A 24,553-nucleotide genomic window follows, 5' to 3' on the forward strand; every position below is an offset into this window, starting at 1 on the left:
TGCTACTTGACCAACCGCTTCTCCTTGGAAGGGCGATACCCGAAATACGCGCTATAGCACTTGCTGAAATGACTCGGTGAGACAAACCCGCACGCCACCAGCACGTCCACTTGCGATAGCTCTGTGTGCTGCAACAAGCGCCGCGCTTCGGTTACACGCAGTTCCATGTAATAGCGTTGCGGTGTGGTGCCCAGTTGCTCTTTGAACAGTCGCTCAAGCTGGCGGCGCGAGCGGCCGGCGTAAACGGCCAGTTGATCCAGCTCCAAGGGTTCTTCGAGGTTGGCGTCCATCAGTTTGACCACTTCACGCAGCGGCGCGCTGACGCACACATTTTCCGTCGGTTTGATGCGTCGGTAGCGCGATTCTTCGAAGGCGAGGATGTCTTCGATGCCTTCGACCAACGCCTTGCCGTGCAAACCTTTGATCCAATCCAGGGCCATGTGGAAAGCGCCCGAGGGGCTGGACGCGGTCAGTCGGTCGCGGTCGATCACGTAGGGTTCGCTGGTGACCTGGGCGGCCTTGGACACTTCCGCCAGCGCCGGACGATGCTCCGGGTGGATGGCGCAACGGTAGCCCTGCAGCAGCCCGGCGCGGCCCAGGAACCAGGAGCCGTTCCACAAACCGGCGAGGCTGACACCTTGTTCGGCGGCGCTGCGCAATAGATGGATAAAATCGTCGCCCGCTTTGAGTTCGGTGCGAAAGCCGCCGCAGACGACCAATAAGTCCAGGTCCGGCAGCACCGACAGCGCCAGGCGTGCATCGGGGCGGATCACCAGGCCCAGGTCGCTGATGACTTCGCCATCGCCGCAACCAAACGTACGGGTGGCAAACAGCTCGGGGCGAAGCAGGTTGGCGGTGATGAGCGTATCGAGGGTCTGGGTGAATGCGGGCAGGGAGAAGTGTTCGAGCAGCAAAAACCCGACGCGCGTGACCTGCGACGGCGGCTGGGCGTTTTCATTCAGGTAGCGCAGGTTCTTGCCTTGCATGCCACCGCTGAACTGGCGTCTTTCCATCGAGGGTTGGCCCACTCTTATTGTTGATGCAGTGGGCGCTATCTTAGGGGCAAATGCGGGAGCTGTCCCAGTGCATTGCCGCGAAGGGTAATGCCTGATCTTTAGAAAACCGCCGGCCTTTCGGCCCCGCAACCTCGCAGTTGTCGGACCATCTGATACGGTTTTTTCTTTGCTATCTGCGCCTGTATCGAAATGACGCCGAAGCGGACAATGGGCGCCATCCCGACATTCCCGTCGCTCCCCTTCCCTTCGGAGGCCTTATGACCAAGATGGCAATTTTTCTGTTCGGCTTTTTGGTGTTGACCATCGGCATTGGCTTGCTGGCGACCATCTCGCCGGTGTGACCCCGAAACCGGCCGGGCCGCTTGCGGGGTCATCGACGCACCCGATCAACTGACAAAGAGCATCGGGTACAACGACAACACCAACAACCCGGCCATCGACCAATTGAACACTCTTATCCAGCGTGGCTCGCGCAAGACATTACGCAGGCCGGTGCCGAAGCCTGCCCATACGCACACGCTGGGCAAGTTGACCACTGCAAACACCAGGGCAATCACCAGCACGTCGGTCACGTAACCCTCAGCCGGCGTATAGGTGGTGATCGCGCCCAGCGCCATGATCCATGCCTTGGGGTTGACCCATTGAAATGCGGCTGCGCCTAAAAAGGTCATGGGCTTGCCGTGCTCACCACTGTTGTCGGACATGCCCCCGGACGTCGCAATCTTCCACGCCAGGTACAGCAAGTACGTCGCGCCCACATAGCGCAACACGGTGTAGGCCCAAGGGAAGAGCTTGAACACTTCACCCAGGCCCAGGCCTACCGATATCACCAACAGCATGAAACCAATACTGATCCCCAACGCATGGGGAATCGACCGGCGGAACCCGAAATTCACCCCTGACGCGAGCAACATCGTGTTGTTGGGCCCTGGGGTAATTGAAGACACGAAGGCAAACAGCACAAAGGCTGAGAGCAGGCTGGTAGACATGAACATGGCGCGGCATCCAAGCGGTGATGGTATGCCTGCGACAGTAGTCGGTTGCGGTCACAACCGCCCCGTACAGCTAGGGGTGGATCGAGGAATACACTTTGGCCCTAGTCAAAAATAGTCCATCAGGTTTACCACGGATAACGAGGCTTCACCTCGACTGGAAACGGTTCCCGACGACTGCACCGGGAGCCGTTTATCTTGGCTGACAACACACGTGGCTCAGTTTTGTGGCCGTTGCTTGGTGGAGTCCAGTTCGGCTTTTTTACCCGTGGAAATCTCGGTAATTTGCGCGGACTTGGCGATAGCGAAATCGAACGTGTCCTGCATTTTGGCAATGGCGTCGGTCGATGTGCCGTTCAACCCGCCATTGGCGGCCCAATCGAAGTTCCACACCCCCGAAAGGTTATCAGCACCGGCCACATCGTGGGTTTCGATGGCGGTGAACACATCCGGATGGCGCTCCATGTACTTGGCAGCGTCGGATACCTCCGTGGGCACCTTGCCGGAGGCATTGTTGGCCAACTGCGTCAGCTCTTGCTTGGTAATCGCTGACTTGCCCGTCTGGCGCATATAGTCGGCAATGACCTTGCTGGACTTGGCAATGTTCAACTTGTCATCGAACGTAGACGGTGAGGACTTTGGAGTGTTCGGCCCGCCGGCCGTGGGCGTTACGGTAGTAGACATCGGCGCTGCTCCCTCAATGGAACGAATGAAATCGTCGTGCTGACGATACCCCAACGCGGACGTTAGCATGGGCAAAGGGCCATTCTTCACGCTTCACAACATTTCACAACGGCTGGCCGGTTTTCGCCGCGTATTCGGCGGTTTAACCACGACAATTCTTGCGTCATCCAGGCCTTGCGCAAGGACGCAAACCTGGGCGGCACAGGGTCCGCCTTGCCCGGCAGAGTGCGTAAGCGTTGCCGGTCGTCTGACGATACCGCCGAGGGCTTGCAGTGCTTGATCAATCAGCGGCTTCGCCTCGTACATCGCGCTGCCTGACCAGCCCTTCGAGGGTAAACCGCGCCTGTGTCAGCACCACGTCGCGCACCAGTTCCATTTCCTTCTGATTGACCTCGGCCCAGTTCAGGGCTTCCAGCAACTTGGGTTTCTGCACCCGAAACGCCAGCCCTTGGGTGAACAGCGCCATGGAATGAATCACTGTGCGTTCGTCCTCCACTGCAAAGCCGGCCAGGCGCGCGATCAGTTGGCGGATGACCCGACCAATGCGCGCCTTGAAACGGTCTTCAAAAGCGGTGGTCGCACTTTGTGGGCACAAGCCTGCCTGATGGCGATCCAGAAACGCGCGCCAGGCGGTGGTCTGTGGGCTGTCCTGAATGGTCGAAACCACAGTGCCCAAAATGCCTAACGATACGTCGATCAAGGTTTTATCGTCCGCCTCTGCATCGGCCAGCGCGCATTCGGCGGCCCCCACGCTTGGCGCCATCTTGCGCCACAACAGCGTGATCAAGTGCTCGACACACTCCAGGTAAACGCCTTCCTTGCCGTCAAAGTAATACTGGATCGCCGGTGCATTGACCCCAGCCGCCGTGGCGATGTCGCGGGTGGACGCGCGGTCGTAACCGCGCTCACCAAACACCGCAACCGCCGCTTCGACAATACGCGCACGGGTTTCTTCGCCACGCTGGTAGCCACCTTCGGCGGCTGGTTTATGTCGTGCCATGTGCAGCTCCTTTCGAATACCGGACCAAAATATACCAGTTGACAAAAATTCGCGAAAAATAGAATTTATTCCATCCGTTATAAAACTGGAGTGACCCGATGTCCGCTGCACCTCCCTCCCCTCAGGTCATTCCTGAAGACACCGTCAATGGCCAGCGCAGCAAGGCGCGACGCATACTCCTGGGCATTGCCACCGTCGCGCTGTTGATCGGCCTGGGCTGGGCCGCCTGGTGGTGGCTCACCGGGCGCTTCATCGAGACCACCGATGACGCCTACCTGCAAGCCGACAGCATCAGCGTGGCACCCAAGATCAACGGCTATGTGGCCGACGTGCTGGTCAGCGACAACCAGAACGTGAAGCGCGGCGACGTGCTGGTGCGCCTGGATGCGCGCAAGTACCAGGCGGTCAGCGATGAAGCGTCGGCCACGATTGCCGCACGCAATGCCGACTACGCCAAAGCCCAGGCCGACCTGGTGCAACAGGACTCGACCATCGCCGAGGCCCGCGCCCAATTGCAAGGCGCACAAGCCGATGCGCAACATTCTCAAACCGAAGTTGCGCGCTACGCGCCGTTGGCCCGCTCGGGCGCCGAGCCGCAAGAGCGCCTGGCGCAACTCAACAACCAATTAGCTCAAGCGCGCAGCACCGTGGCGGCCAAACAAGCAGCTTTGCGTTCCAGCCAGACCCGCTACGGCACGCTTGAGGCCCAACTCAAACAGGCACAGGCGCAACTCGGCGTGGCCAAGGCCAGTGAGGCGCAGAGCCAACTGGATGTCGATGATGCGGTGATTCGCAGCCCGCTGGATGGGCGTGTGGCCGATCGGGGCGTGCGTGTCGGCCAGTACGTGCAACCGGGCACCCGCCTGTTGACGGTGGTGCCGATCAGCGCGATTTACCTCACGGCCAATTACAAGGAAACCCAGATCGGCGAAATGCGCCCCGGGCAGTCCGTCACGGTGCATGTGGATGCATTGCCGGGGCGCAATCTGCAGGGGCATATCGACAGCCTGTCTCCCGGCACCGGCGCGCAGTTCGCTTTGCTGCCGCCGTCGAATGCCACCGGTAACTTCACCAAGATCGTGCAGCGTGTACCGGTGCGCATTGCGCTGGATGTGCCGGATGACCTGCGTGCGGCATTGATGCCAGGCCTGTCGGCGACCGTTGAAGTCGACACCCGCACCCACGCCGCAGATGCCAATCATGGCTGAGGCGCTGATGGCCGATGCGGTCGCAGAAAAGCCGCGCAACGCCTCGCTGACCGACTGGATCGCCGTCGCCGCCGGGGCGCTGGGCGCCTTGCTGGCGACGCTGGACGTATCGATCACCAACTCGGCACTGCCGCAGATCCAGGGCCAGATCGGCGCGACCGGCACCGAAGGCACGTGGATCGCCACCGGCTACCTGATGTCGGAAATCGTCATGATTCCCCTCGCCGCCTGGCTGACCCGCGTATTCGGCTTGCGCCGATTCCTGATTGGCACTGCCTTGATGTTCACGGCGTTTTCGATGTTCTGCGGCCTGTCCTCAAGTCTTGGCGCGATGATCGCCGGGCGCATCGGCCAGGGGTTTGCCGGCGGCGCAATGATCCCGACCGCCCAGACCATCGTGCGTACCCGCCTGCCCCCGCACCAACTGGCGATCGGCACGACGATGTTCGGCATGACCGTGATTCTCGGCCCCTTGCTGGGCCCGGTGATTGGCGGCTGGCTCACGGAAAACATCAACTGGCGCTGGTGTTTCTTTCTCAACCTGCCCATCAGCGTCGCCCTGATTACCTTGCTGATCACCGGCCTGCCAACCGAACGGATGAACCTGCAACGCTTTATCAGCGCCGACTGGCTGGGCATTCTCGGCCTGGCCATGGGCCTGAGTTCGCTTACTGTGGTGCTGGAAGAAGGCCAGCGTGAGCACTGGTTTGATTCGCTGCTGATTATCTGGCTGAGCATCGCCACCGTGACCGGGTTCTTCCTGATTGCCGTCGGCCAGTTCAGGTCGAGTACGCCGATCCTGCGCCTGCAACTGGTGCTCAACAAAAGCTTTGGCAGCGTGCTGCTGATCGGTACCGCCGTGGGTGCCGGGATCTATGGCACGGCGTACCTGGTGCCGCAGTTCCTCGGCATTGTGTCCGGCTACAACGCTCAACAGGCGGGCGCCATCATGTTGTTGTCGGGGATTCCGGCGTTTCTGCTGATGCCGGTCTTGCCCAGGATGCTCGGCCGCTACGACCTGCGCTGGATGGTCGGTGCCGGCCTGTTGCTGTATTGGGCCAGTTGCTTCGTCGACACCACACTCACGACGGACAGCGTCGGCCATGACTTCGTCTGGTCCCAACTGCTGCGTGGCTTCGGGCAGATTCTGGTGATGATGCCTCTCAGCCAGCTATCGATGCGCTCAGTGGAGACCCGCGATGCCGGTGATGCCGCCGGGCTCTACAACATGTCGCGCAACCTCGGCGGCACCATCGGGCTGGCATTGCTGGGCGTGCTGATGGACCGGCGCAGCCATTTTCACGACGACATGTTGCGCGAAGGCATCCAGGCCAACAGCCAATTGGCCCAGGACCATATGGCGAGCAGCGCCGCCAGCTACCTGGCACAAACCGGCGATGCGTCCACCTCACAGTTACAAGCCTTTGCGCAACTGGCCAATGACATTGCGCGACAGGCCTCGGTGATGGCCTACAACGACTCGTTTTATCTACTGGGACTCGCGATGCTGGCGTGCCTGCCCCTGATCTTCATCCTGAAAAAGCGCACGGTACCACGATGATTCCTCGCACCCTTCCCGTCCTACTGAGCGTTGCGCTGCTGTCCGCCTGCACCGTAGGCCCGGACTACCATGGCGCGCCCAGTGTTGCGCCGAAAACCCTGGCGGCCGGGCATTTGCCCCATGCCGATAACACTGCCTCGGCCACGCCCGCAGTAGCGCAATGGTGGCGGACACTCGGCGATACGCAACTCAATGAACTGGTCGCCAAGGCCCTGCAAAACAGCCCGGACATGGCTACCGCCCAGGCACGTTTAAAACAGTCCCGCGCCAGCCTCAGCGGCGCGCACGCCAACGCGATGCCCAAGGTCACGGGCGACGCGGCAATGCTCAAACTTCGCTCGCCCGACACCTCGGCACTGGGTGGCAGCAGTGGCGGCGGCCGAGGCCCATTGAGCCTGTACCTCGCCGGTTTCGACGCCAGCTGGGAAGCCGACCTGTTCGGCGGCACCCGGCGTGCCGTCGAAGCAGCCCAGGCAGAAGCCGACGCAAGCGAGGCGCAACTGGCCGATGCTCAAGTGCAACTCGCCGCCGAAATCGTCCAGGCCTACACCGACCTGCGCGACCAGCAAGCCCGTCTTGCGCTGGTCGAAGCCAGCATCGACATCGAAAACCAGGCCCTCGACCTCACCCAGCAACGCCGCGACCGGGGCGTAGCCTCGCAACTGCAACTGGAGCAAGTACTGACCCAAGCCGAAAACACCCAGGCTCAGCGTTTGCCACTGCAAGCCGCCATCGTCGAGTCCCTCGACCAACTCAGCCTGCTCTGTGGCCTGGAACCCGGCGACGTGGACAGCCAGCTCGCCACGGCCCGCGCCCTGCCCGCCATCCCCAGCGCCGTGCCCGTTGCCGACCCGGCGGCCCTCTTGAAGGCCCGCCCGGACATCCGCATGGCCGAGCGCAAACTGGCGTCGAGCACGGCGCAGATCGGTGAAAAAACCGCCGATTGGTTTCCCAAACTCAGCCTGATGGGCGACCTGTCCTTTTCGGCCAGCGACCCTGGGCACCTTGCGCGCAAGGACAACGGCACTTGGTTGATCCTGCCGCGGATTTCCTGGAACGCCCTGGACTTCGGCCGCGTTGCTGCCAGTGTCAACGGCGCAGAGGCCGGACGTGATGAGGCGCTTGCGCAGTACAAGCGCGTGGTGCTGAGTGCGCTGCGCGATGCGGATGTGGCGTTGGCGCGCTATGGTCATCAACGCCAGAATGTCGTGCTGTTGCGCAATGTAGAATCGTCGGCAGTGCGTGCAGCCGACCTGACACGCCAGCGTTATCGTGCCGGCACGGCGAGCACACTCGATTGGCTGGATGCGGAACGTACACGCTATCAAGCGCAAGAGAGTCGGATTTCAGGGGATGCGGAGTTGCTCAAGGATTTCGCCTCCCTGCATAAAGCGCTTGGGTTAGGCTGGACGCTGTAAAAGGGCTGCAAACTCATCAACCAGGGAAGCACATGATCCACATTCGTGAAGCGACTAACGCCGATATTGATACGCTGCGTGAAGTCGGTTGCGAGACCTACCGCGAACATTTTTCGGCGTTATGGTCTCCTGTCGGCATGCAGGGTTTCCTCGATCAAGACTTCTCAGCCAGTGCACTGCGCCGGTCACTCGAATTGCCCGAAAGGCAGGTCTGGCTGATTGCTTCAGACGAACGTGGCAAGGCCGTTGGATTTGCTAAGGTCAACTGGTCAACGCCTGCGCCTTTAACCGGTGAAGTGGGTGCAGAGCTGCAGAAAATCTACTTCCTGAAATCCGCCGCGGGGATGGGTTACGGAAAACGACTGTTGCAGTTCATTCGTGATAAAGCCGCCCAGCGCGGGGAACGCTTGCTTTGGCTGGACGTGCTCAAAACCAATGCAAATGCGCAGCGCTTTTATGAGACGGTCGGGTTTCAACGCATCGGCGAAATCCCGTTCAGTACGGACCTGGCTGAAATCGGAATGGTGGTGATGGCGCTTGAATTGAAGCCGTAAATGGGGAAACAAATGGAAGAATTGATCCATGGGCTCGATGGGCCCAGAACGGCTCAGCAGGAACTGTTTTACGACCTTGAAGACGCGACCGCTGTTATCGGCTGGTCGGTGGTTGAGCTGACGGCCATGGCGCAAAGTGGCAGAACGCCGGATGAAACCGTGGCGCTGATGAAAGTGTGCGCGCTGTTGGTGGCTCAACAGGAAAAGCTTGGTGTGTACGCAGAAGAGGTCAAGGTGCACCGTATCGTCCGGGCAGAAGCCCCGTGAACAATGCCCGGTTGCTTAGGCCCGCGCGGCGATTACCGGCGAGATAGCGCTTGCGAGGGCTCGGACAGAAGAGGTTTGAGCGCCGTTTCAAGACTTATCGTGAGCGACGGACGGCCACGCGCTGAAGAAAAATATGATCCCAGGCGTCATCACGCTGACCCAATAACCGCTTGGGTATAAAAAGGGACCGACCAACGAGGCAATAAGCAAAGCGCCTCCTGTACGCCGTCGACGCTTGGGGGTGAACCACGCCCGGAACGCGTCAAGTTTTTTACTGACCACTCCCACACTCCTTGTTGATCAGCAGAACACCCTGCCACTCACTTTAACGACGACTATTCTCTTTGAAAATTTAGTCTGACTCCATTTTTTCAGTCGATGATGACGTCGCCGCCTTCCGCCTTCAAACGGGCGAGGTTGTCCTTCATCTGCTGCAAACGGTCGGGCGAATGCCCTTGCCACTTCGTCACCTCGGCAACAACCCGCAGTGGTTCGGCGGAACGATAGGACAGCGTGGGATTTCCGGGAAATTTCTTATCCGTCAAATTGGGATCATCCATCATTGACCCCGTTGGCTCTACGACATAAATCCGCTCTGCCCCGTTGCCAAGCGCCAGTTCAGCGCCCCAGATTGCAGCGTCCAGGGTGCCCGCGAAATATACCCAGGACAGCGGCTCACCTTCCGTGAAGTTGGACGGGTAGCCGACGCGAATCAAGTCGCCTAGCTCCAGGTCTGCCCGTGTGCCATGAAAGAACTGGCGGGTGAACATGCTGGCCGTGTTTGACATGGGCTTGGTGCTCCGTGGATGAATGGCGAGGTCAAGCATAGGGTCTGGCCCGTTTTTACGCCAAAGCCAGGACCTGTTCGTGGCTTCGCATCAGCGCTGATCAATCTCAATCTTCTGCGTTGGATCGGGGCTGTATTTTTGGCGTTTCAACTGGGGGTCACCTTTGGCCAGGCAAAAGAAAAATATCTCCGCCTCTCCACAGCCACCATGCAATGCACACTCGCTCGCCTGCATATGGTCAAGCATGATTTCTCGTCCCTGAGACTCACAGAATACGTTCGCCTCTTTCAGCGCCTGGCCTTTCGCAGAGGCGGGACCACCGAAAGGAACTCTCGTCGAGATGGTGTAAGTGTCAGGCCCAACCTTTATAGGTCCGCTGTCTGTACACCCTGAAAGCGTCGCTATCACTAAGAGCACTGGCCAAGTTTTCATTTTTATCCCTCAGGAAAGCAACGAATGTACATGGCACCTCACCACCTCGCCCCATAATTTTATTTTTTGAACTACACACAGCAGCAAACGGGGTCACCCCACTATTCTCTTTGAAAAAGTAGCCTGACCTCGCTTTTCAGTTGAGGCTCAATCCAACTTATCGATCTCTTGTCTCGCCATCGTGATTCCAATACTCAGCGCATCCTCATAGGCTTTGTGCAAGATGTCGGATTCTCTAAACGTCGGAATGACCTCGTGCCCGTTTTTGCTGATACTGATAGTGACGGTGAAACCTTCGTCAGTGTTCTTGTCGGATGGACCGGTAATGCGTACAGCGATGTCAAATTCCTTATAGTCGGAAATGTCTGTGTGCTGCTCGGATCTGCTGCGCATATCTATACCCTCGCCTAATGAGCAACAACCATAGCCGAGGTTTTTCACACCGTTGTATACCTACCCTGCTCGCTGCTACCGGTAACGGTGAACAGTGAACAGTGAACAGTGAAAAGTGAAAAGTGAAAAGTGAAAAATGGTGGCAGCCCACTGCGCTCTAACTTTCCTGCGCCCAATAAAAAACCCCGTAGACGTTAATCTACGGGGTTTTCAAGAGTGGAGGCCGAGGTCGGAATCGAACCGGCGTAGGCGGATTTGCAATCCGTGCGTGAAACTCAAGCGGGCTGCGGCTTGTAGCCATATTCATTTCCGAAACCGCGCCATTTTCTGTGCCCTGGAGGCCGCGCAGAATGCGGGTTGTACTTTTTGTTTAGGAACTCTTTTCACCCCTCCCCGGCGTCCTGTCGACTGAACACAACTACCCAAAAGACACGCTCACTACTACGCTGTCCCCTCCTTGGAGGAACACCGATGCCTAACTCAGACCTGATCCCTTCCCTGCTCTCGAAGCTCTACGAAAACCAACTCGCCCTCGAGGCCTCCATCATGGAGCTATCAAACTGGGTGGAGCAGCGGGGCTCATCCGAAGTAGCAGAGAACGTGCGCGGCGCCCTGCACACCATCGAAGATAACGAAGAGTTCATCAAGTTGACCCTCGCCGTCCTCATGACACCGGACTGACCGCCTCTCGTCGCCCCAAATCGCGCAACGGCAAAACCTCGATTACTGTATGCACATACAGCATTCGGATTTACCCACCATGCACATCGACGAAGACACCTCAGCGTGGCTTGGCTGCCCTACGCCCCTGGAAATGTACAAGCACCAGTGCTCTTTACTCGAGGACGAACTCAGCGGGACTCAGGCACTGCTGCGAAAGGCCCGGAAGAGCATAGCCGGGCTGGTACAGATGAATGATGTACTGGCCACCGGCAAGGCCGAGGCGCAGGCAGTCCTCAAGAAGGCGCTGGCCGAGATCGGAGAGCTCAAGGAGCGATGTTCCGAGCCCGCCATCCTGAGCATGAAGCTCGTCGCCGAACAGCGCGACTACCTGCTCAGGGAGAATCAGCGGCTTCACGATGAACTCAGTAAAGTTACCGAGCAATAGCCCTGAAGTATGCCGGGCACGCCCTAAACCCAGCCAGTTCTCGGCGGCAGCCTTGGATGATGCATCAGCATGGGCTGGAGGAGTGCATAAGCCACGTACTACGTGGCTTTCAGCGGCCCACTGTCTAAAACCCAAGCGTTATTTGGGAGGTTTTAAGGTCAATAAAACCGGCTTAGCGGCAGACAGTATTAGACAGCCCCCCTCCCCGGCGTCCTGCCGACGAACACAGCCCACCAAAAATATCAAGGATCCAGTGTTTCAAACCGGAACCTCAGCGCTGTTGAGCAGTGTTTTTCGACGCCAGCGTTCAAACCACAGATAGACCACCGGCGTAGTGTACAGCGTCAGAATTTGCGACACCGCCAAGCCACCGACAATCGCAATGCCCAATGGCTGGCGCAACTCGGAGCCGGCGCCGTGCCCGAACGCCAGAGGCAACGCGCCGAGCAAAGCCGCCAGGGATGTCATCAGTATCGGCCGCAAGCGCATTAGGCAACCTTCGCGCACCGCTTGCCGGGGCGACAGACCCCGCTGCTGGGCCTGCAACGTGAAATCGACGATCATAATTGCGTTCTTCTTGACGATACCGATCAGCAAAATGATGCCGATCATCCCCAGCACCGACAGATCCTGACCGCAGAGCATCAATGCCAGCAGTGCGCCGAAACCGGCGGAAGGCAAAGTCGAAAGGATGGTCAGGGGGTGAATCGCATTCTCGTACAGCACACCCAGTACGATGTAGACCGTGAGGATCGCCGCTAGAATCAGCCAGGGTTGTGACTTCAATGAGTCCTGGAAGGCCTGGGCGGTGCCCTGGAAACTGCCCAGCACGGTGTCGGGCATTGCTACGGCCAGGGACGCCTGATTGATCGCGGTGACCGCTTCACTCAGGGCATGGCCGGGCGCGAGGTCGAACGACAGGGTAATGGCTGGGAACACACCCTGGTGGTTGATGATGATCGGCACTTGTTCGGTCTTGACGCTGGCCAGCAGGTTCAGCGGCACCAGGGCGCCGGAACTTGCGCGGACAAATAAATGCTCAAGGGTGGCGGTGGACGTTTGCCAGCTCGGGTCGAGTTCAAGAATCACGTGGTTCTGATCGAGCTGCGTGAACATCGTCGCAATCTGTCGCTGACCGAAGGCGTCGTACAGCACGTCATCGATGGCCTGCACCGTTACGCCCAGCCGTGCAGCGGTGGAACGGTCGATCACCAGGGTCGATTGGGCGATGGCCTGTTGCTGGTCCGACGTTACGTGCTGCAACTGCGGCAAACTCTTGAGCTTCTCCAGCAGCACACCGCTCCAGTGATCCAGTTCGACACTGTCCGGATCTTGCAGGGTGTACTGGTATTGGGTCTTGCTGGCACGACCACCAATCTGGATGTCCTGGTTGGCCTGCATGAACACTTTGACTCCGGATAACCGGTCGAGCGCCGGTTGCAGGCGACGGATAACTTCGGCGGCGCTGGCGGTGCGCTCGCTGAACGGCTTCAGGTTGATCATCACCTTGCCCTGGCTCACAGTCGGATTCGGGCCGATCCAGAAATACACCCGGGCCACCGCCGGGTCCTGGCCGATGATGGCGGCAGCGCGGTTGACCTGTGCACGCATCGCGATGGGTGAAATATCAGCCGCTGCTTCGGCCACACCTTGGATCAAGCCGTTGTCCTGTTGCGGGAAGAAGCCCTTGGGGATGCCGACATACAGCACCGCCGTCGCCACCATTGTTGCGATGGCCACCGCCATGGTGATGCGCTGATGGTCCAGCACCCAATCCAGGCTACGGCGATAACCGTTGTGCAGGTCTTCGAACACCCGCTCGCACGCCTGGGCAAAGCGCCCCTCTTCATGATAGGCATGGGGTTTGAGCAGCCACGCACAGAGCATGGGTGTGATGGTCAGGGAAACGATGCCGGACATGATAATCGCGACGCTGACGGTCACCGCAAACTCACGCATCAAGCGCCCGACAATGCCGGACATCAACAGGATCGGAAGGAACACCGCGATCAGCGACACCGTCATCGAGACAATGGTAAACGCCACCTCGCGCAAACCATCGACCGCCGATTGCAGGCGCGACTTGCCCATTTCCAGATGCCGGACAATGTTTTCCATGACCACGATGGCATCGTCCACCACAAACCCTACGGCAATCGCCAGGCCCATGATCGACAGGTTGTCGAGGCTATAGCCTAACAAGTACATCACCCCGAACGTGGCCACCAGAGACAGCGGGATGGTCAGGCTGGGAATCAGCGTTGCCGTGGCTTTGCGCAGAAACACAAAGATCACCACGACCACCAGCGCAATCGACAGCAGCAAGGTGAACTGCATGTCGTTGACCGAGGCTTCGATGGTCTGGGTGCGGTCACCAACCACCTGTACCTGTACGTCTCGCGGCAACGAGGCGGTCAGTTCGGGCAGCTTGGCCTTGATGGTGGCGATGGTCGACAACAGGTTGAAACCAGGCTGTTTGTGGATGTCGACGATAACCGTTGGCTCGGCACCCAATTGCGCAGCTTGTTGCGTGTCCTCGGCGCCGGCAATCACCCGCCCCAGGTCACCGAGCTTGATCGGCATGCCGCTCTTATAGGCGATAACCTGATCACGATAGTGCTGTGGGTCCAGCAATTGATCGGTCGCACCAAGGGTGATCGAACGGCTTTGGCCATCGAGGGTGCCCTTGGGCTGATCAAGGGTGCTGACGCCGATCACACTGCGCACATCCTCCAGGGTCAGGCCGCGAGCGGCCAGCGCATCGGGATCGATCTGTACCCGCACCGCCGGTTTCTGTTCTCCGTGAAAATCCACCAGGCCGACACCGGGCATTTGCGACAAGCGCTGGGCAATGTAGTTGTCGGCGTAGCGGTCCAGCTCTGGCAACGTGCGCACGGGTGACGTCACGGCCAGCGACATCACTGTACCTTCGGCCGGATTGACCTTGTTAAAGGTCGGTGCGCTGGACATGGTCTTGGGCAGATTCGGCGTGGCTGTGTTGATCGCTGTTTGCACATCCTGCGCTGCCCCATCGATGTCTCGCGACAGATCGAATTGCAGTACCACCTGGGTTTTACCCGCCGCACTCGACGAGGTCATCGACGTCACTTGCGGCACGGCCGCAAAAGCGCGTTCCAAGGGCGTCGCCACCGAAGACGCCATGGTTTCGGCGCTTGCCCCGGAGAGTTTGGCGGTGACCTGAATGGTCGGAAAATCCACCGTCGGCAGCGGCGCCACAGGCAGATGAAAGTAAGCAAAGGTACCGAGCAGCAAGACCCCGATGGCCAGCAGACTCAGCCCCACGCGCCTTTGAATCAATCCGGCCAGCGCATTCATCGGGCGGCCTCCGCCAAATCGGCGGTGGTGTTGGCCTTGACCCGCGTGACCTTCAGCCCCGGCGCGACGCGGGACTGGCCCTGCACCACCACGGTTTCACCGGCCGTCAGACCCTGGCGAATCCACTGCTTGCCATCGACGACCGTGGCGGCATCGACCAGACGCGGTTGCACCCGTTGATCAGCATCCACCACATAGACGAAGTTACCCTGACGTCCCAACTGCACCGCTTCAGCCGGGACCACGGCCACGTCCTTATGCGTCTGCACCAGCAACCGCGCGCTCACCAACTCGCCCGGCCAGAGTTTCGCAGCGCCATTGTCGAATTGCGCCTTGAGCTGAATCTGGCCACTGGCGGCGGTGACCTGACTGTCGATAAAACTCAAATGGCCGCGGGCGATTTCCTGTTTTCCATCGCGGGTCATCGCCACCACCTGCAATGCGCCTTTGGCGTTTTCTTCGAGAATTTCCGCCAGTTCGTCCTGAGATACGGCGAAGGCCACGGAAATCGGGTTCATCTGGGTAATGGTCACCAACCCGGTGGCTTCGGCGCCGTGGGCAATCGCTCCGACGTCCAGCAGGCGCTGGCCGGTACGACCGGTCAACGGTGCCTTAACCTGGGTGAACTCCAGTTGCAGGCGCGCCACATCCAATCCCGCTTGATCGGCCTGTAAGGTGGCCTGCTGGGCGGCCAGTTGGGCGCGGTAGGTGTCGACGTCCTGGGTCGGCCCGGCCTTGGCGGCGGCCAGTTTGCCGGCCCGGTCCAGGTTAACCTTCAGGTTAGCCAGTTGCGCTTGATCCTTGGCCACCAAGGCCTGTGCCTGGGCTACCTGTGCCTGAAAAACCCGCGGGTCGATGACCGCCAGCAAGCTGCCAGCGGTGACAGTCTGCCCTTCGTTGAACAGGACTTTTTGCAGCTCACCGTCCACCCTCACCCGCACATTCACGCTGTTGAGCGGCTGTACGTTACCGATGGCGCTGATCCAGACGGGCAGGTCCTGGCGGCTGACCTGGCTCATCTGCACCGGCACGGCGCCGGCATCGACCTGCACCGGTGCGGCATGGGCTTGACGGTTCCATTGAAAGCCGCCGATGAGAGCGGCCAGCGAGAGCACCACTCCCCCTGCGAACATAACGCGACGACGTGGGTTCAAGGCATTCATGGGTGAGCAACCTGAGCAGAAGAACTGGAAGTAAGGGTGTTCGGCGAGAAATCCCCGCCCAAGGCGCGGAACAGGCCGACAGCGGCCTGCAAATGCTGGAGGCGTACCTGTAACAGCGTGTCTTCGGCCTGGTATTGGGTGCGTTCGACGATCAGCAGTGTCTGGAAATCGGTCGAGCCGAGTCGGTAGCGAACCTGCGCCAGACGTGCAGCTTCGCGGGCAGAGTCCACGGCGGACTGGTTCAGGACGTAGCTTTTATCGAGTTCGCGGGCCGCACTAAGCTGGGTTTCAACATCCTGCAGCGCTTCGATGATCGACTCGCGATAACTCGATGCCAGCTCCTGGACATGGGCCTGATCGAAATGCAGTTGACCCTTGAGCTGACCGCCGGCAAACACCGGTTGGCTGAGCGTGCCGATGACGCTCCAGATCTGGCCGCCGGCGAGCGTATCGATGCCACCCAGCAGGTCCAGGGACAGGTTCGGTAAAAACGCGGCGCGGGCAACGCCCACGTCGAAATTGGCGGATTTCAGCCGTGCTTCGGCGGCCTGGATGTCTGGGCGCTGACGCAACAAACCAATCGGCAGGCCAGTCGAAGGCTGCGGCACTTGCAGGGTTTTCAGCCCGTTTCCCTGCAGATGAAAGCCCTCGGGCTGCGCCCCCACCAAAACGGCCAGTTGGTAGAGCGCCAGGTCCCGTTGTTGCCGCAGGGGCGGCATCGCCGCTTCAAAGGTCTGCATGGCATTGCGCTGCTGGGCGACTTCCAGATTCGACACGGCGCCCTGACTGGCCTGGACTTCCACCAAATCCAGCACCTGTCGCGCATCGTCGGCAATGGATTGGGCCAGACGCAGCCGGTCCTCCAGAGACAGCACCTCAAAGTAGCGGTCGGCAATGCTCGCACTCAGGCTCATGCGCAGGGTTTGCGCATCAAATACTGTGGCATTGGCCAACGCATCGGCGGAGTCAGCGGCAGCGCGCTGTTTGCCCCAGAAATCCACTTCATAGGTGGCTTCGGCAAATACGCTACGTTTTTCCGTGGAGCCGTAATTGTTCTGTCGCTGGTAATTGCCTCCCAGATTCAGCGCCGGATATTGCGCCGCCCCGGCCACGTGCGCCGAAGCACGGGCTTCATCGATGCGGCTGACCGCCGCCTTGAGGGTGTAGTTGGAGGCCTGCCCCCGGGCGATCAATGAGTCGAGTTCGGCGCAGCGAAACTCGCGCCACCACTGGCCGCCCTCAGCCGCCGAGCTGTCTGTCGGACCATTGAACTGTTGCGCCAGGGGCAACTCGGGTTGCTGGTACTGCGGGACCATCGAGCAGCCGTCAAGCATGAGCATGCCGAACAACGTCAACGCCACGGATGAAAGACACGTAACCCGCCTGCGGCGTGCCACCAAAGTTGTTACCGACATGGGCAAGCCATCCCCCGCTAAATCCTGTGTGGAGCAAGCCACGAATGGGCAGAAGATAGCGAGGAGTGCCTGCCAGAGCGTTCGTCGGCAGATAAATTTTTGTTTAGCCTTGCTCCGGCATCTCCTGAAAGCTGTAGCCGGCACCGGGAATGGTCTTGATCAGCGAATAGTCGAAACCTTCATCGAGTTTGCGCCGCAAGCGATGGATATGTTTATCGATGACGTTGTCGTTGGGGTCGAAAGAGTAGTCCCAGGCGCTGTCGAGCAGCATGTCGCGGGTCACCACCTGACCGCTGTGGCGCATGAGCTTCTCCAGCAAAAGCGCCTCGCGATGCTGCAAGGCAATGACTCGGCCCTGACGTACCGCGGTGCGTGTGGCGCAGTCGAGTTGCAGCTCACCGACTTGCAACTGACGCGCGGGCCTCGTCGTCTGTTCGCGCCCGCGCAGCAAAGCATCGAGCCGCGCCAGTACTTCGGCGAACGCGTAAGGCTTGGCCAGATAATCATCGCAACCGGCCTGCAGGCCTTCAACCTTGTCGGTGGTGGACGCCTGCGCACTGAGCATCAGGATCGGCACCCGCAAATGTTGCGCTCGCAGAGCCTTGACCAGGCCAACACCGTCGAGGCCGGGCAAGCGGCGGTCGACGATCAGCGCATCATGGATTTGCTCCAGGGCCATGCCCAGCCCACTATTGCCATCGCTGGCGATATCGACGATGTGACCACTTTCGCTCAACCCACGTAACAGGTAAGCCGCGGTCTGGGCGTCATCTTCAACCACAAGAATGCGCAAGGTACCGCCTCCAGAAATCCAACCTAAACTTTTATTTACCTGGCGGGAACGTGGCATAGCCGCAGGCTTTGTCACACTATGCCATCTCTGCCCGATTATGTGAGCGGTTCATCTGCCATGACCCATGTTCTAGTCGTCGAAGACGACTTGCTTACCTGCCGCGAAATCGAAGCGGCGCTGTGTGACCACGGCTTCACCGTGAGCTGCGTCCACAATGGTCGCGAAGGTCTGCTCAAGGCCCTGAGTGAACCGTTCGATCTGATCGTCCTGGATCGCATGCTACCCGGCGGCCTCGATGGACTTGGCGTACTGACCGCATTACGGGCGGCAAGCGTGAGCACCCCGGTGCTGATCCTCAGCGCCTTGAGTGCGCTGGACGAAAGGGTTCGCGGCCTGCGCGCAGGCGGTGATGATTACCTGACCAAACCCTTCGAATTCATCGAGCTCACCGCACGGCTGGATGCGTTGAACCGTCGCCGCGCCGAACCGGTCTCCGAAGCTCGGGAAACACGCTTGCGGGTCGGCAATCTGGAGGTCGACCTGTTGAGCCGGGTGGTCCGGCGTGGTGACAGTGTCATTGATCTGGTGCCCCGTGAGTACGCGTTGCTGGAACACTTGATGCGCCATGCAGGGCAAGTGGTCACCCGCACCATGCTGTTCGAAGCGGTCTGGAACTACGCCTACGATGAGCGCACCAACGTCATCGAAGTCCACATGGGCCGTTTGCGACGCAAGATCGACGACGAAAACGAACCGTCGATGATCCATACCATTCGTGGAGCCGGTTATGTCCTCCGTTCGCCTGAGTGAGATTCCGCGGACCATCAGTTTTCGCACCGGCCTGCTGTTTCTCGGACTGTTCGGCTGTTCGTTTCTCGCACTGTTCGGCTATGTCTATTGGCAAACAGCGTTCTACCTGAAAGCCGAAGCGGATACCGCGCTGTATCGCCAGGTAGAAACCCGCAGTGCACAGAATACAGAGTTACAACTCAGGGAAATACGCAATCACGCCGAGCAGGATACCGAAGCGCGCGTTCCCCAGAGCCTGTTCGACGCACAAGGCCAGTTCATCGCCGGGGCCATCCAGCAATTGCCGCCCTTCTCCGCCTACGACAAACCTCAGGAGTTCGATTGGCGCAAGCCCAGCGGTCATCAGCGCCCGATACGCTTCATTGTCCATCACTTGGCCGACGGCAAGACCTTGCTGGTAGCCCAGGACATCCACGACATACGCGAATTTGACGAACTGCTGATCAAGGCATTGGTTTCCGGTGGCGTGCTGCTGCTGGTGGTCGGCCTGTTTGGCGCGGTTGTACTGGGTTACTCGGCCCACCGACGCCTGGACAAGGTCAGTAGCTCGATTAAGGGGATCATCGAAGGCGAATTGACCGGCCGCTTGCCCATCCAGGGCAACAACGACGACATCGACCGCCTCGCCTCCGTGGTCAACGGCATGCTCGATGAGCTGGAACGCTTGATGAACGAGGTCAAAGGCGTGTGCGACGACATCGCTCACGACCTGCGCACCCCTCTGACTCGGTTGATCGCCGGGCTGGAGCGCACCCAACGCCGCGGTCTCGATGAAGCACAATATGCCGCCAGCATCGACGCGGCACTGGTCGAAGCCAAGGCACTGCTTCTGACCTTCAAGGCGTTGCTGCGTATCTCGGAAATCGAAAACAGCGCCCGCCGCAGTCACTTCGCGCCGCTGGATCTGAACCTGATCAGTGCCGACGCCACCGAACTCTATGAGCCGTTGGCAGAAGAACGTGGCATCAGCCTCACGCTCAATAAAAGTCAGGGTCCTGCCGTCATCGCCGGAGACGCACAGTTATTATTTGATGCGCTCTGCAATCTGCTGGATAACGCCATCAAGTTCTGTCCCGACGATAGCCAAGTTAACCTGACCGTAATCGCCAATCTTGGGTCGGTCGGAATTTGTGTCACAGACAACGGACCGGGCATTGCCGAAGGTGAGCGCGAAGCCGTGTTTCGTCGGTTGTACCGTGCCGAAGCGAGCCGAAACACACCGGGTAATGGCCTGGGGTTGAGCATGGTCACCGCCGTTGCGCGCCTACACGAACTCAAGCTGACAGTCAGTGATGCGGCGCCTGGCTGTCGCATCGAACTGCTTGGCAAGACGGGGTCGACGGGGCCATCCGCGTCACTTGGCATTGTCTGATCAGGTTTTTGGGGTTGGCTGAGCGTGAGCCGAAACACGCTACGCGACAAAACCTCCCGGCGTATTTATCTCCCCCTCGTCCTCAAAAAATCCAGCTTCGCCGCCAACCTGTCGAAAAATTCATTTTGCGGAGAACAGGGCGAAAGGCCGTGAGCGTCAAGATGAGTTCAAGCCAACAAACATTGTGTTGGCTCAACTCACTACTGGAAAACACTCATGAACAGCCTTAAAGCCCTTTTGATCGTGACCTTGATGACCGCTTCCGTCGCCGCAATGGCAGAAGGCGGTGGCGATACCGTGATGGACAAAATGGAAGCGGCAAGGGCAACCGCCATGGCCTCGTTTCAACAGTCAGAGTCTGCCACGGCTGCAGCCACTGCCAGCAACCAGAACGCCTCCACCAGTGACGCCTCGCGTTCGAACTGACCGTGTGAACGTCCGTCACCATTAAGAACGGTGTTGCGCGATATCGGTGAAATCATCGAGGTACCACAAACTATGACTCGTCCAATTCCAGCGACCGCCAACTACAGCATTGTGTTGGTTAACTACAAAACACTTGATCTGACCAAAACCTGTCTGATGCTTCTGCAGGAGGCTCTGCGAGGGACAAATGTTCCGGTGATTGTGGTGGATAACCACTCCGACGATGCAAGCAGCGAGTACTTGCGCTCGCTGGACTGGATTGAGCTGATCGAACGCAAGCACACAGGCCCCGAAGCCGGAAACATTGCCCATGGACGTGCTCTGGATCTCGCTTTGGCACAGGTTGAAACCGACTATCTGTTTCTGTTGCACACCGATACCTTCATTTACGATCCGGAAGTGTTCGCCATAATGCTCGACCAATGCACGGAACAACGCGACGTGGCTGCCGTCGGATGCCTGGAGCAGCTAGATCGGGGGATCGTTCGCTCGGCCTGGCGCCTGGCCTCACGTTTTTGCAAGCACTACGCCCGACGGAGTTTGCTGGCACTCGGCGTTCAGGCGAGAGAGCCCAAGCCGTATCGAGAAGTACACCTGAAGAGCTTTTGCACACTGTGGAATGTGGCGTTCATCAAGCAACACGGCTTTCACTTTCAAATGGATGAACGTAATCCGGGTTATGAACTGCAGGATCGAATGACTGCCTTGGGCTATCAGGTGCGTTCTATTTCACCGCGAAAGATGTTCCGTTACCTGGATCACATTCAAAGCGGCACCGTTTCGGCTATGGGCGGTTACGCGCGCAATCACCGCAGGGTCCGGATGTACGAGCAGATTACCCAAGGCAAAAAATCTGAGGGTCTGGTGAATGGATAAAACCGCATGTAGACATTTTGACCTTTGGCGGCGTCTTGCGCCGTTGCCTACTAGGCGCAGTCCGGTCTACTGGCTTGCCCGATCCGCCAAATCCATATCCGACAGATAGCGATTCAAACAGCCACAACCGTGACTACCCAGCAGAGGGTTAGCAGAAACGAAAGACCTGCGAGCCGCTTATCCATGGTGCCCTATCAAAAACGAATGATCGCAATACGAACGCCCACGAGAAGAGTAGTTCAGTGCGATCAGTTCGCAATTGCTCGCACATATGCCTGGCACGCCCTCAAGGAGATCAGTCCTCGTTTGCTGCGATATGGGATGCGTGGATGTCCATCACCCACCATTAGAAGTAATACGGACAAACAAAGTTTTCACCTAGACATCACATAGCCATTACAGAGACGCGCCTAATCTGAAATCTCACTCAGATACACATCAACGAGGACAAACTGAAAATCCTGAAGCACAGAAATGAAAAAAATAGCGCTGAACCAAAATAAATAATTACGCTTGCGCAACTCATTCAGTAGGGAGTCACCTATGTCTATCGGAGCAGTATCCGCGCCAAACCCAGTAATCCTTAATGGGCAAAAACCCGCCCAAACTCCTCCTCCCGCCACGAGCAATCAACCCACCAACGTATCCACCGCCACGGCAGCTCCCGCCGCCAGCAACGTGACAGCAGTGCTAAAAGAGGCAACCGAAACCGCCGCGCAGACTGCTCAAGAAGCAGTACACGGTGATCATCAGGCTCAGCGGTTGATCCAACAGCATCAACATCATAAAACTGATGCAGCAGCGCCTGCTTCTGGAGTCGTTAACGGTAACGGGCAGATAACCGGTGAACGCATAAACACCAAAGCTTAGAGCTCTAGCGCAACACTCAAAGCTTGCAAGCCCTGCTTATGCAGGACTTGTAAGCTGCATTAGAGGCGCACCAGCCCTGACTGGCGATTCTAGAATGCTGGCATTATCTGATTCTAGTTGTTCAGTTCACGCACATACGCCTTGCAAGCCCTTAGCGCGACCAATCCTCGGCCCCCACCGCCGGTAATGGCGATAATTCGTTGCCCACAACGGACCGAATGAAGCACGCCAACAGCGCCGTTGGCATCGTGGATATTGACGACTGCTGGGCCTTTGCGTCGACACCGGAACTGGCTCCGGAATTGTAAGATCACGCTAATGCTCAAGGAAAGTGCCGAGCATATCTGCCGATCGTGTACCCGAACAAGGCTGTCGTTTTTGGGGTAACGAATTTTTGTTTAGACACTCACGTGCAGCATGAAGTAACTCAAGACAACTGCGCGCACATGCTAGGAATGCACCTGCACCACTAACCTGAAGCTTGTACAAAAAGTCAATGATTTACTAGCCTCAGCCCGGAATTTGGCTATACATAGATAGCTATCATTAAGGTGATCATCATGCTGTGGCTTAAGCTCTTCCCCCCTCACCCGCATAAATTTCGGAGCTTCGCCAAAATCGATCAAAACGGCGTCTGCTCACTACTCATCCGATGCCAGCTATCGCCTGGCGAATCATGGGTGGAAGTAGATGAGTTTTGCTTGAGTTGGCTCGGCAAACCATTACCACACTATGCCTGCCAAACGAGGGTTGCTGGGACGGGACCATCACAAAAACGGCATTCCCATTTCTAGGCCATAGGAAGAAGGTCGGCAGATAAAATCACCCGCCAATCCACCTGACAGACACATACCCCACGTGCTGGAAATATCAGGTTCTTATGAAGGGTTTTACTATTAGAAGCGCCAAAAATAGCGCCCAACAAAGGAATAGAAGCACCGTAATCGCTGTCCATCGCAACCCCATGATCAAATCCCCCTTTTTTGAATAAGTTTGTACCACGCAAAACAAATCGAAAATGTAGGAGATTTGCTATTTTATTGCCTGAGATTTAACCGTCCTGATGTACGCCTGGCATGCCCGTAACGCGATCAGTCCTTTGTCGCCGTCGTCGGTGATGCCGATAATTCTTTGAGCATGCGCTGGGTCAAGTTGGGCTCTACGGGCTGCATGAACCACGCTGGGGGCGCCGGAAGTGGGAGGCACGTTGCAGCCACTGGCTGAATCGGTCGCGTCGAGAAGGACTGACAACTGCACATCAGCAGTGGCAAGGCGATCGCGCAGAGCGGCCTGATTATGTTGGGCATCGGAGAGCTCTCGAGTGTGTTGTTGGTCCTGGGCTGCGAGCAGATGCTCGGTGGCCAGGCGCTTGTCCTGCTCGGCTATCTGCTGACGCCAAGCCTCACCAGTGATTGTGTCCAGGACTTTCTGGTGCGCGGCGCCCTGCTCGGCGAGCCGCTCGCCCATCCGCCAGTCCTGAACCTGCCAGGTGCCAGCGGCGCTGATGGCCATGGCCAGCAGGATCGCGGCCAGGATTTGCCCGGACGTCATGTTGCCAGCACCCCGCCCGCCGAGACGTACTGAGCCGCCAGATCTTCGATACGGTGCTCGCGCTGGTTGTAGCCGGCACCCGGAAGGCTCGCCCAGATGTTTCGGCACTTCGATACCGCTTGAACGATGCGTCCGGCCTTGACGTCATCCAGCGCGCGGCATTCACGGATATGCTGAATCGCGATCTGGTCCTGGCTGATCGGGCCAAAGTCCTGCAGCTTGAGTTGGTCGCGGTAATGCGGCCAGTCCTTCAGCATTTGCTGGTAGCGGCCCGAGGCATTCGACGTGAGCCCTTTGCTGTTGATTGCCTTAGACTTGCGGCCGCCGGCAAACGGGTGATTGCCGTAGTCGGTGAACAGCTCGAGCTTGCCATCGGTGCCCGTCACAATGACGTTGTAACCATCGTCGGAACGCTTCAGGTAATCGGCGCCAAGCTCAGACCAAGCCAGCATGTCGAGGAAGGCGGCGACGTTGCGACTATCCGCAGATGATTCGGAAATGCGCGGCATACTTTTCTCCA

Annotated in this window: 26 protein-coding genes; 13 read left to right on the forward strand and 13 right to left on the reverse strand. The window is 58.6% G+C overall.

What is annotated here, in order from left to right; translation table 11 throughout:
* Positions 1-2 precede the first annotated feature (2 nt).
* Positions 3-986, reverse strand: coding sequence for a GlxA family transcriptional regulator (locus ACLBW8_RS06145; RefSeq protein ID WP_262668022.1), 984 nt, complete (start codon positions 984-986; stop codon positions 3-5).
* Between the two features lie 167 nt (positions 987-1,153).
* On the opposite strand from ACLBW8_RS06145, the gene ACLBW8_RS06150 reads away from it, so the two are divergent.
* Positions 1,154-1,357, forward strand: a complete 204-nt coding sequence (locus tag ACLBW8_RS06150; protein ID WP_167353671.1) for a hypothetical protein — start codon at positions 1,154-1,156, stop codon at positions 1,355-1,357.
* Positions 1,358-1,402: 45 nt separating this feature from the next.
* Here ACLBW8_RS06150 and ACLBW8_RS06155 read toward each other — a convergent pair whose 3' ends face one another.
* The 3 genes from ACLBW8_RS06155 to ACLBW8_RS06165 all read right to left on the reverse strand — a co-directional run bounded on the left by ACLBW8_RS06155 (position 1,403) and on the right by ACLBW8_RS06165 (position 3,692).
* Positions 1,403-2,011, reverse strand: coding sequence for a LysE family translocator (locus ACLBW8_RS06155; protein WP_447804891.1), 609 nt, complete (start codon positions 2,009-2,011; stop codon positions 1,403-1,405).
* 216 nt (positions 2,012-2,227) lie between these two features.
* Entirely contained in the window at positions 2,228-2,692 is a 465-nt protein-coding gene (locus ACLBW8_RS06160) for a hypothetical protein (protein WP_262668068.1), read from the reverse strand.
* Positions 2,693-2,972: 280 nt separating this feature from the next.
* Positions 2,973-3,692 carry a CerR family C-terminal domain-containing protein gene (locus tag ACLBW8_RS06165; protein WP_447804892.1) on the reverse strand — a complete coding sequence of 240 codons (720 nt, stop codon included), beginning with the start codon at positions 3,690-3,692 and terminating at the stop codon, positions 2,973-2,975.
* Between the two features lie 98 nt (positions 3,693-3,790).
* On the opposite strand from ACLBW8_RS06165, the gene ACLBW8_RS06170 reads away from it, so the two are divergent.
* The 5 genes from ACLBW8_RS06170 to ACLBW8_RS06190 are packed head-to-tail and all read left to right on the forward strand — an operon-like array spanning position 3,791 to position 8,700.
* A complete protein-coding gene (locus ACLBW8_RS06170) occupies positions 3,791-4,900 on the forward strand; it encodes an HlyD family secretion protein (protein WP_447804893.1) in 1,110 nt (369 codons plus the stop codon).
* Positions 4,893-6,461: a DHA2 family efflux MFS transporter permease subunit gene (locus ACLBW8_RS06175; RefSeq protein ID WP_221294871.1), complete on the forward strand. Its 1,569-nt coding sequence runs from the start codon at positions 4,893-4,895 to the stop codon at positions 6,459-6,461. Before ACLBW8_RS06170 ends, ACLBW8_RS06175 begins: the two co-directional genes overlap by 8 nt.
* A complete protein-coding gene (locus ACLBW8_RS06180) occupies positions 6,458-7,879 on the forward strand; it encodes an efflux transporter outer membrane subunit (RefSeq protein ID WP_447804894.1) in 1,422 nt (473 codons plus the stop codon). The genes ACLBW8_RS06175 and ACLBW8_RS06180 overlap by 4 nt, the downstream gene beginning before the upstream one ends.
* 32 nt (positions 7,880-7,911) lie before the next feature.
* The gene (locus ACLBW8_RS06185; RefSeq protein WP_447804895.1) at positions 7,912-8,433 is read left to right on the forward strand and encodes an N-acetyltransferase family protein; all 522 of its coding nucleotides are present in this window, start codon (positions 7,912-7,914) and stop codon (positions 8,431-8,433) included.
* 12 nt (positions 8,434-8,445) lie between these two features.
* Positions 8,446-8,700 (forward strand): hypothetical protein, encoded by a 255-nt coding sequence (locus tag ACLBW8_RS06190; protein ID WP_447804896.1) that lies wholly within the window; start codon positions 8,446-8,448, stop codon positions 8,698-8,700.
* A 371-nt stretch (positions 8,701-9,071) separates the two neighbouring features.
* On the opposite strand, the gene arr is transcribed toward ACLBW8_RS06190, so the two are convergent.
* The 3 genes from arr to ACLBW8_RS06205 form a co-directional block, all read right to left on the reverse strand.
* Positions 9,072-9,488, reverse strand: coding sequence for an NAD(+)--rifampin ADP-ribosyltransferase (gene arr / locus ACLBW8_RS06195; protein ID WP_447805026.1), 417 nt, complete (start codon positions 9,486-9,488; stop codon positions 9,072-9,074).
* A 90-nt stretch (positions 9,489-9,578) separates the two neighbouring features.
* Positions 9,579-9,734 carry a hypothetical protein gene (locus ACLBW8_RS06200; protein ID WP_447804897.1) on the reverse strand — a complete coding sequence of 52 codons (156 nt, stop codon included), beginning with the start codon at positions 9,732-9,734 and terminating at the stop codon, positions 9,579-9,581.
* Between the two features lie 333 nt (positions 9,735-10,067).
* Positions 10,068-10,361: a hypothetical protein gene (locus ACLBW8_RS06205; RefSeq protein WP_156526285.1), complete on the reverse strand. Its 294-nt coding sequence runs from the start codon at positions 10,359-10,361 to the stop codon at positions 10,068-10,070.
* A gap of 423 nt (positions 10,362-10,784) precedes the next feature.
* On the opposite strand from ACLBW8_RS06205, the gene ACLBW8_RS06210 reads away from it, so the two are divergent.
* Together ACLBW8_RS06210 and ACLBW8_RS06215 are read left to right on the forward strand one after the other, a co-directional pair.
* Entirely contained in the window at positions 10,785-10,994 is a 210-nt protein-coding gene (locus ACLBW8_RS06210; protein ID WP_447804898.1) for a hypothetical protein, read from the forward strand.
* A 79-nt stretch (positions 10,995-11,073) separates the two neighbouring features.
* Positions 11,074-11,421, forward strand: coding sequence for a hypothetical protein (locus tag ACLBW8_RS06215; protein WP_447804899.1), 348 nt, complete (start codon positions 11,074-11,076; stop codon positions 11,419-11,421).
* 258 nt (positions 11,422-11,679) lie between these two features.
* Here ACLBW8_RS06215 and ACLBW8_RS06220 read toward each other — a convergent pair whose 3' ends face one another.
* The 4 genes from ACLBW8_RS06220 to ACLBW8_RS06235 form a co-directional block, all read right to left on the reverse strand.
* Complete coding sequence (locus tag ACLBW8_RS06220) at positions 11,680-14,757, reverse strand: efflux RND transporter permease subunit (RefSeq protein WP_447804900.1); 3,078 nt, start codon at positions 14,755-14,757, stop codon at positions 11,680-11,682.
* Entirely contained in the window at positions 14,754-15,920 is a 1,167-nt protein-coding gene (locus tag ACLBW8_RS06225; RefSeq protein ID WP_447804901.1) for an efflux RND transporter periplasmic adaptor subunit, read from the reverse strand. Before ACLBW8_RS06225 ends, ACLBW8_RS06220 begins: the two co-directional genes overlap by 4 nt.
* Positions 15,917-17,335 carry an efflux transporter outer membrane subunit gene (locus tag ACLBW8_RS06230; protein ID WP_447804902.1) on the reverse strand — a complete coding sequence of 473 codons (1,419 nt, stop codon included), beginning with the start codon at positions 17,333-17,335 and terminating at the stop codon, positions 15,917-15,919. Before ACLBW8_RS06230 ends, ACLBW8_RS06225 begins: the two co-directional genes overlap by 4 nt.
* 103 nt (positions 17,336-17,438) lie before the next feature.
* The gene (locus tag ACLBW8_RS06235) at positions 17,439-18,128 is read right to left on the reverse strand and encodes a response regulator transcription factor (protein ID WP_447804903.1); all 690 of its coding nucleotides are present in this window, start codon (positions 18,126-18,128) and stop codon (positions 17,439-17,441) included.
* Between the two features lie 117 nt (positions 18,129-18,245).
* On the opposite strand from ACLBW8_RS06235, the gene ACLBW8_RS06240 reads away from it, so the two are divergent.
* The 5 genes from ACLBW8_RS06240 (at position 18,246) to ACLBW8_RS06260 (ending at position 22,482) form a co-directional block, all read left to right on the forward strand.
* A complete protein-coding gene (locus tag ACLBW8_RS06240) occupies positions 18,246-18,938 on the forward strand; it encodes a response regulator transcription factor (protein WP_193040024.1) in 693 nt (230 codons plus the stop codon).
* On the forward strand, positions 18,916-20,310 hold the full coding sequence (locus ACLBW8_RS06245; RefSeq protein ID WP_447804904.1) for an ATP-binding protein: 1,395 nt from the start codon (positions 18,916-18,918) through the stop codon (positions 20,308-20,310). Before ACLBW8_RS06240 ends, ACLBW8_RS06245 begins: the two co-directional genes overlap by 23 nt.
* A gap of 216 nt (positions 20,311-20,526) precedes the next feature.
* On the forward strand, positions 20,527-20,736 hold the full coding sequence (locus tag ACLBW8_RS06250; RefSeq protein ID WP_193040022.1) for a co-regulatory protein PtrA N-terminal domain-containing protein: 210 nt from the start codon (positions 20,527-20,529) through the stop codon (positions 20,734-20,736).
* 72 nt (positions 20,737-20,808) lie between these two features.
* The gene (locus ACLBW8_RS06255; protein ID WP_447805027.1) at positions 20,809-21,612 is read left to right on the forward strand and encodes a glycosyltransferase; all 804 of its coding nucleotides are present in this window, start codon (positions 20,809-20,811) and stop codon (positions 21,610-21,612) included.
* 543 nt (positions 21,613-22,155) lie between these two features.
* Entirely contained in the window at positions 22,156-22,482 is a 327-nt protein-coding gene (locus tag ACLBW8_RS06260; RefSeq protein ID WP_447804905.1) for a hypothetical protein, read from the forward strand.
* Between the two features lie 1,032 nt (positions 22,483-23,514).
* On the opposite strand, the gene ACLBW8_RS06265 is transcribed toward ACLBW8_RS06260, so the two are convergent.
* Together ACLBW8_RS06265 and ACLBW8_RS06270 are read right to left on the reverse strand one after the other, a co-directional pair.
* Complete coding sequence (locus tag ACLBW8_RS06265; protein ID WP_447804906.1) at positions 23,515-24,033, reverse strand: lysis system i-spanin subunit Rz; 519 nt, start codon at positions 24,031-24,033, stop codon at positions 23,515-23,517.
* Complete coding sequence (locus ACLBW8_RS06270; protein ID WP_447804907.1) at positions 24,030-24,542, reverse strand: glycoside hydrolase family 24 protein; 513 nt, start codon at positions 24,540-24,542, stop codon at positions 24,030-24,032. The genes ACLBW8_RS06265 and ACLBW8_RS06270 overlap by 4 nt, the downstream gene beginning before the upstream one ends.
* Positions 24,543-24,553: the final 11 nt, after the last annotated feature.

Source organism: Pseudomonas sp. M5A4_2d (assembly GCF_053345295.1).

Coding starts and splice junctions, on each gene's coding strand:
- ACLBW8_RS06145 (WP_262668022.1), bottom strand. CDS start 986: ATGCAAGGCAAGAACCTGCGCTACCTGAATGAAAACGCCCAGCCGCCG.
- ACLBW8_RS06155 (WP_447804891.1), bottom strand. CDS start 2,011: ATGTTCATGTCTACCAGCCTGCTCTCAGCCTTTGTGCTGTTTGCCTTC.
- ACLBW8_RS06160 (WP_262668068.1), bottom strand. CDS start 2,692: ATGTCTACTACCGTAACGCCCACGGCCGGCGGGCCGAACACTCCAAAG.
- ACLBW8_RS06165 (WP_447804892.1), bottom strand. CDS start 3,692: ATGGCACGACATAAACCAGCCGCCGAAGGTGGCTACCAGCGTGGCGAA.
- ACLBW8_RS06170 (WP_447804893.1), top strand. CDS start 3,791: ATGTCCGCTGCACCTCCCTCCCCTCAGGTCATTCCTGAAGACACCGTC.
- ACLBW8_RS06175 (WP_221294871.1), top strand. CDS start 4,893: ATGGCTGAGGCGCTGATGGCCGATGCGGTCGCAGAAAAGCCGCGCAAC.
- ACLBW8_RS06180 (WP_447804894.1), top strand. CDS start 6,458: ATGATTCCTCGCACCCTTCCCGTCCTACTGAGCGTTGCGCTGCTGTCC.
- ACLBW8_RS06185 (WP_447804895.1), top strand. CDS start 7,912: ATGATCCACATTCGTGAAGCGACTAACGCCGATATTGATACGCTGCGT.
- ACLBW8_RS06190 (WP_447804896.1), top strand. CDS start 8,446: ATGGAAGAATTGATCCATGGGCTCGATGGGCCCAGAACGGCTCAGCAG.
- arr (WP_447805026.1), bottom strand. CDS start 9,488: ATGTCAAACACGGCCAGCATGTTCACCCGCCAGTTCTTTCATGGCACA.
- ACLBW8_RS06200 (WP_447804897.1), bottom strand. CDS start 9,734: ATGCTTGACCATATGCAGGCGAGCGAGTGTGCATTGCATGGTGGCTGT.
- ACLBW8_RS06210 (WP_447804898.1), top strand. CDS start 10,785: ATGCCTAACTCAGACCTGATCCCTTCCCTGCTCTCGAAGCTCTACGAA.
- ACLBW8_RS06215 (WP_447804899.1), top strand. CDS start 11,074: ATGCACATCGACGAAGACACCTCAGCGTGGCTTGGCTGCCCTACGCCC.
- ACLBW8_RS06220 (WP_447804900.1), bottom strand. CDS start 14,757: ATGAATGCGCTGGCCGGATTGATTCAAAGGCGCGTGGGGCTGAGTCTG.
- ACLBW8_RS06225 (WP_447804901.1), bottom strand. CDS start 15,920: ATGAATGCCTTGAACCCACGTCGTCGCGTTATGTTCGCAGGGGGAGTG.
- ACLBW8_RS06230 (WP_447804902.1), bottom strand. CDS start 17,335: ATGTCGGTAACAACTTTGGTGGCACGCCGCAGGCGGGTTACGTGTCTT.
- ACLBW8_RS06240 (WP_193040024.1), top strand. CDS start 18,246: ATGACCCATGTTCTAGTCGTCGAAGACGACTTGCTTACCTGCCGCGAA.
- ACLBW8_RS06245 (WP_447804904.1), top strand. CDS start 18,916: ATGTCCTCCGTTCGCCTGAGTGAGATTCCGCGGACCATCAGTTTTCGC.
- ACLBW8_RS06250 (WP_193040022.1), top strand. CDS start 20,527: ATGAACAGCCTTAAAGCCCTTTTGATCGTGACCTTGATGACCGCTTCC.
- ACLBW8_RS06255 (WP_447805027.1), top strand. CDS start 20,809: ATGACTCGTCCAATTCCAGCGACCGCCAACTACAGCATTGTGTTGGTT.
- ACLBW8_RS06260 (WP_447804905.1), top strand. CDS start 22,156: ATGTCTATCGGAGCAGTATCCGCGCCAAACCCAGTAATCCTTAATGGG.
- ACLBW8_RS06265 (WP_447804906.1), bottom strand. CDS start 24,033: ATGACGTCCGGGCAAATCCTGGCCGCGATCCTGCTGGCCATGGCCATC.
- ACLBW8_RS06270 (WP_447804907.1), bottom strand. CDS start 24,542: ATGCCGCGCATTTCCGAATCATCTGCGGATAGTCGCAACGTCGCCGCC.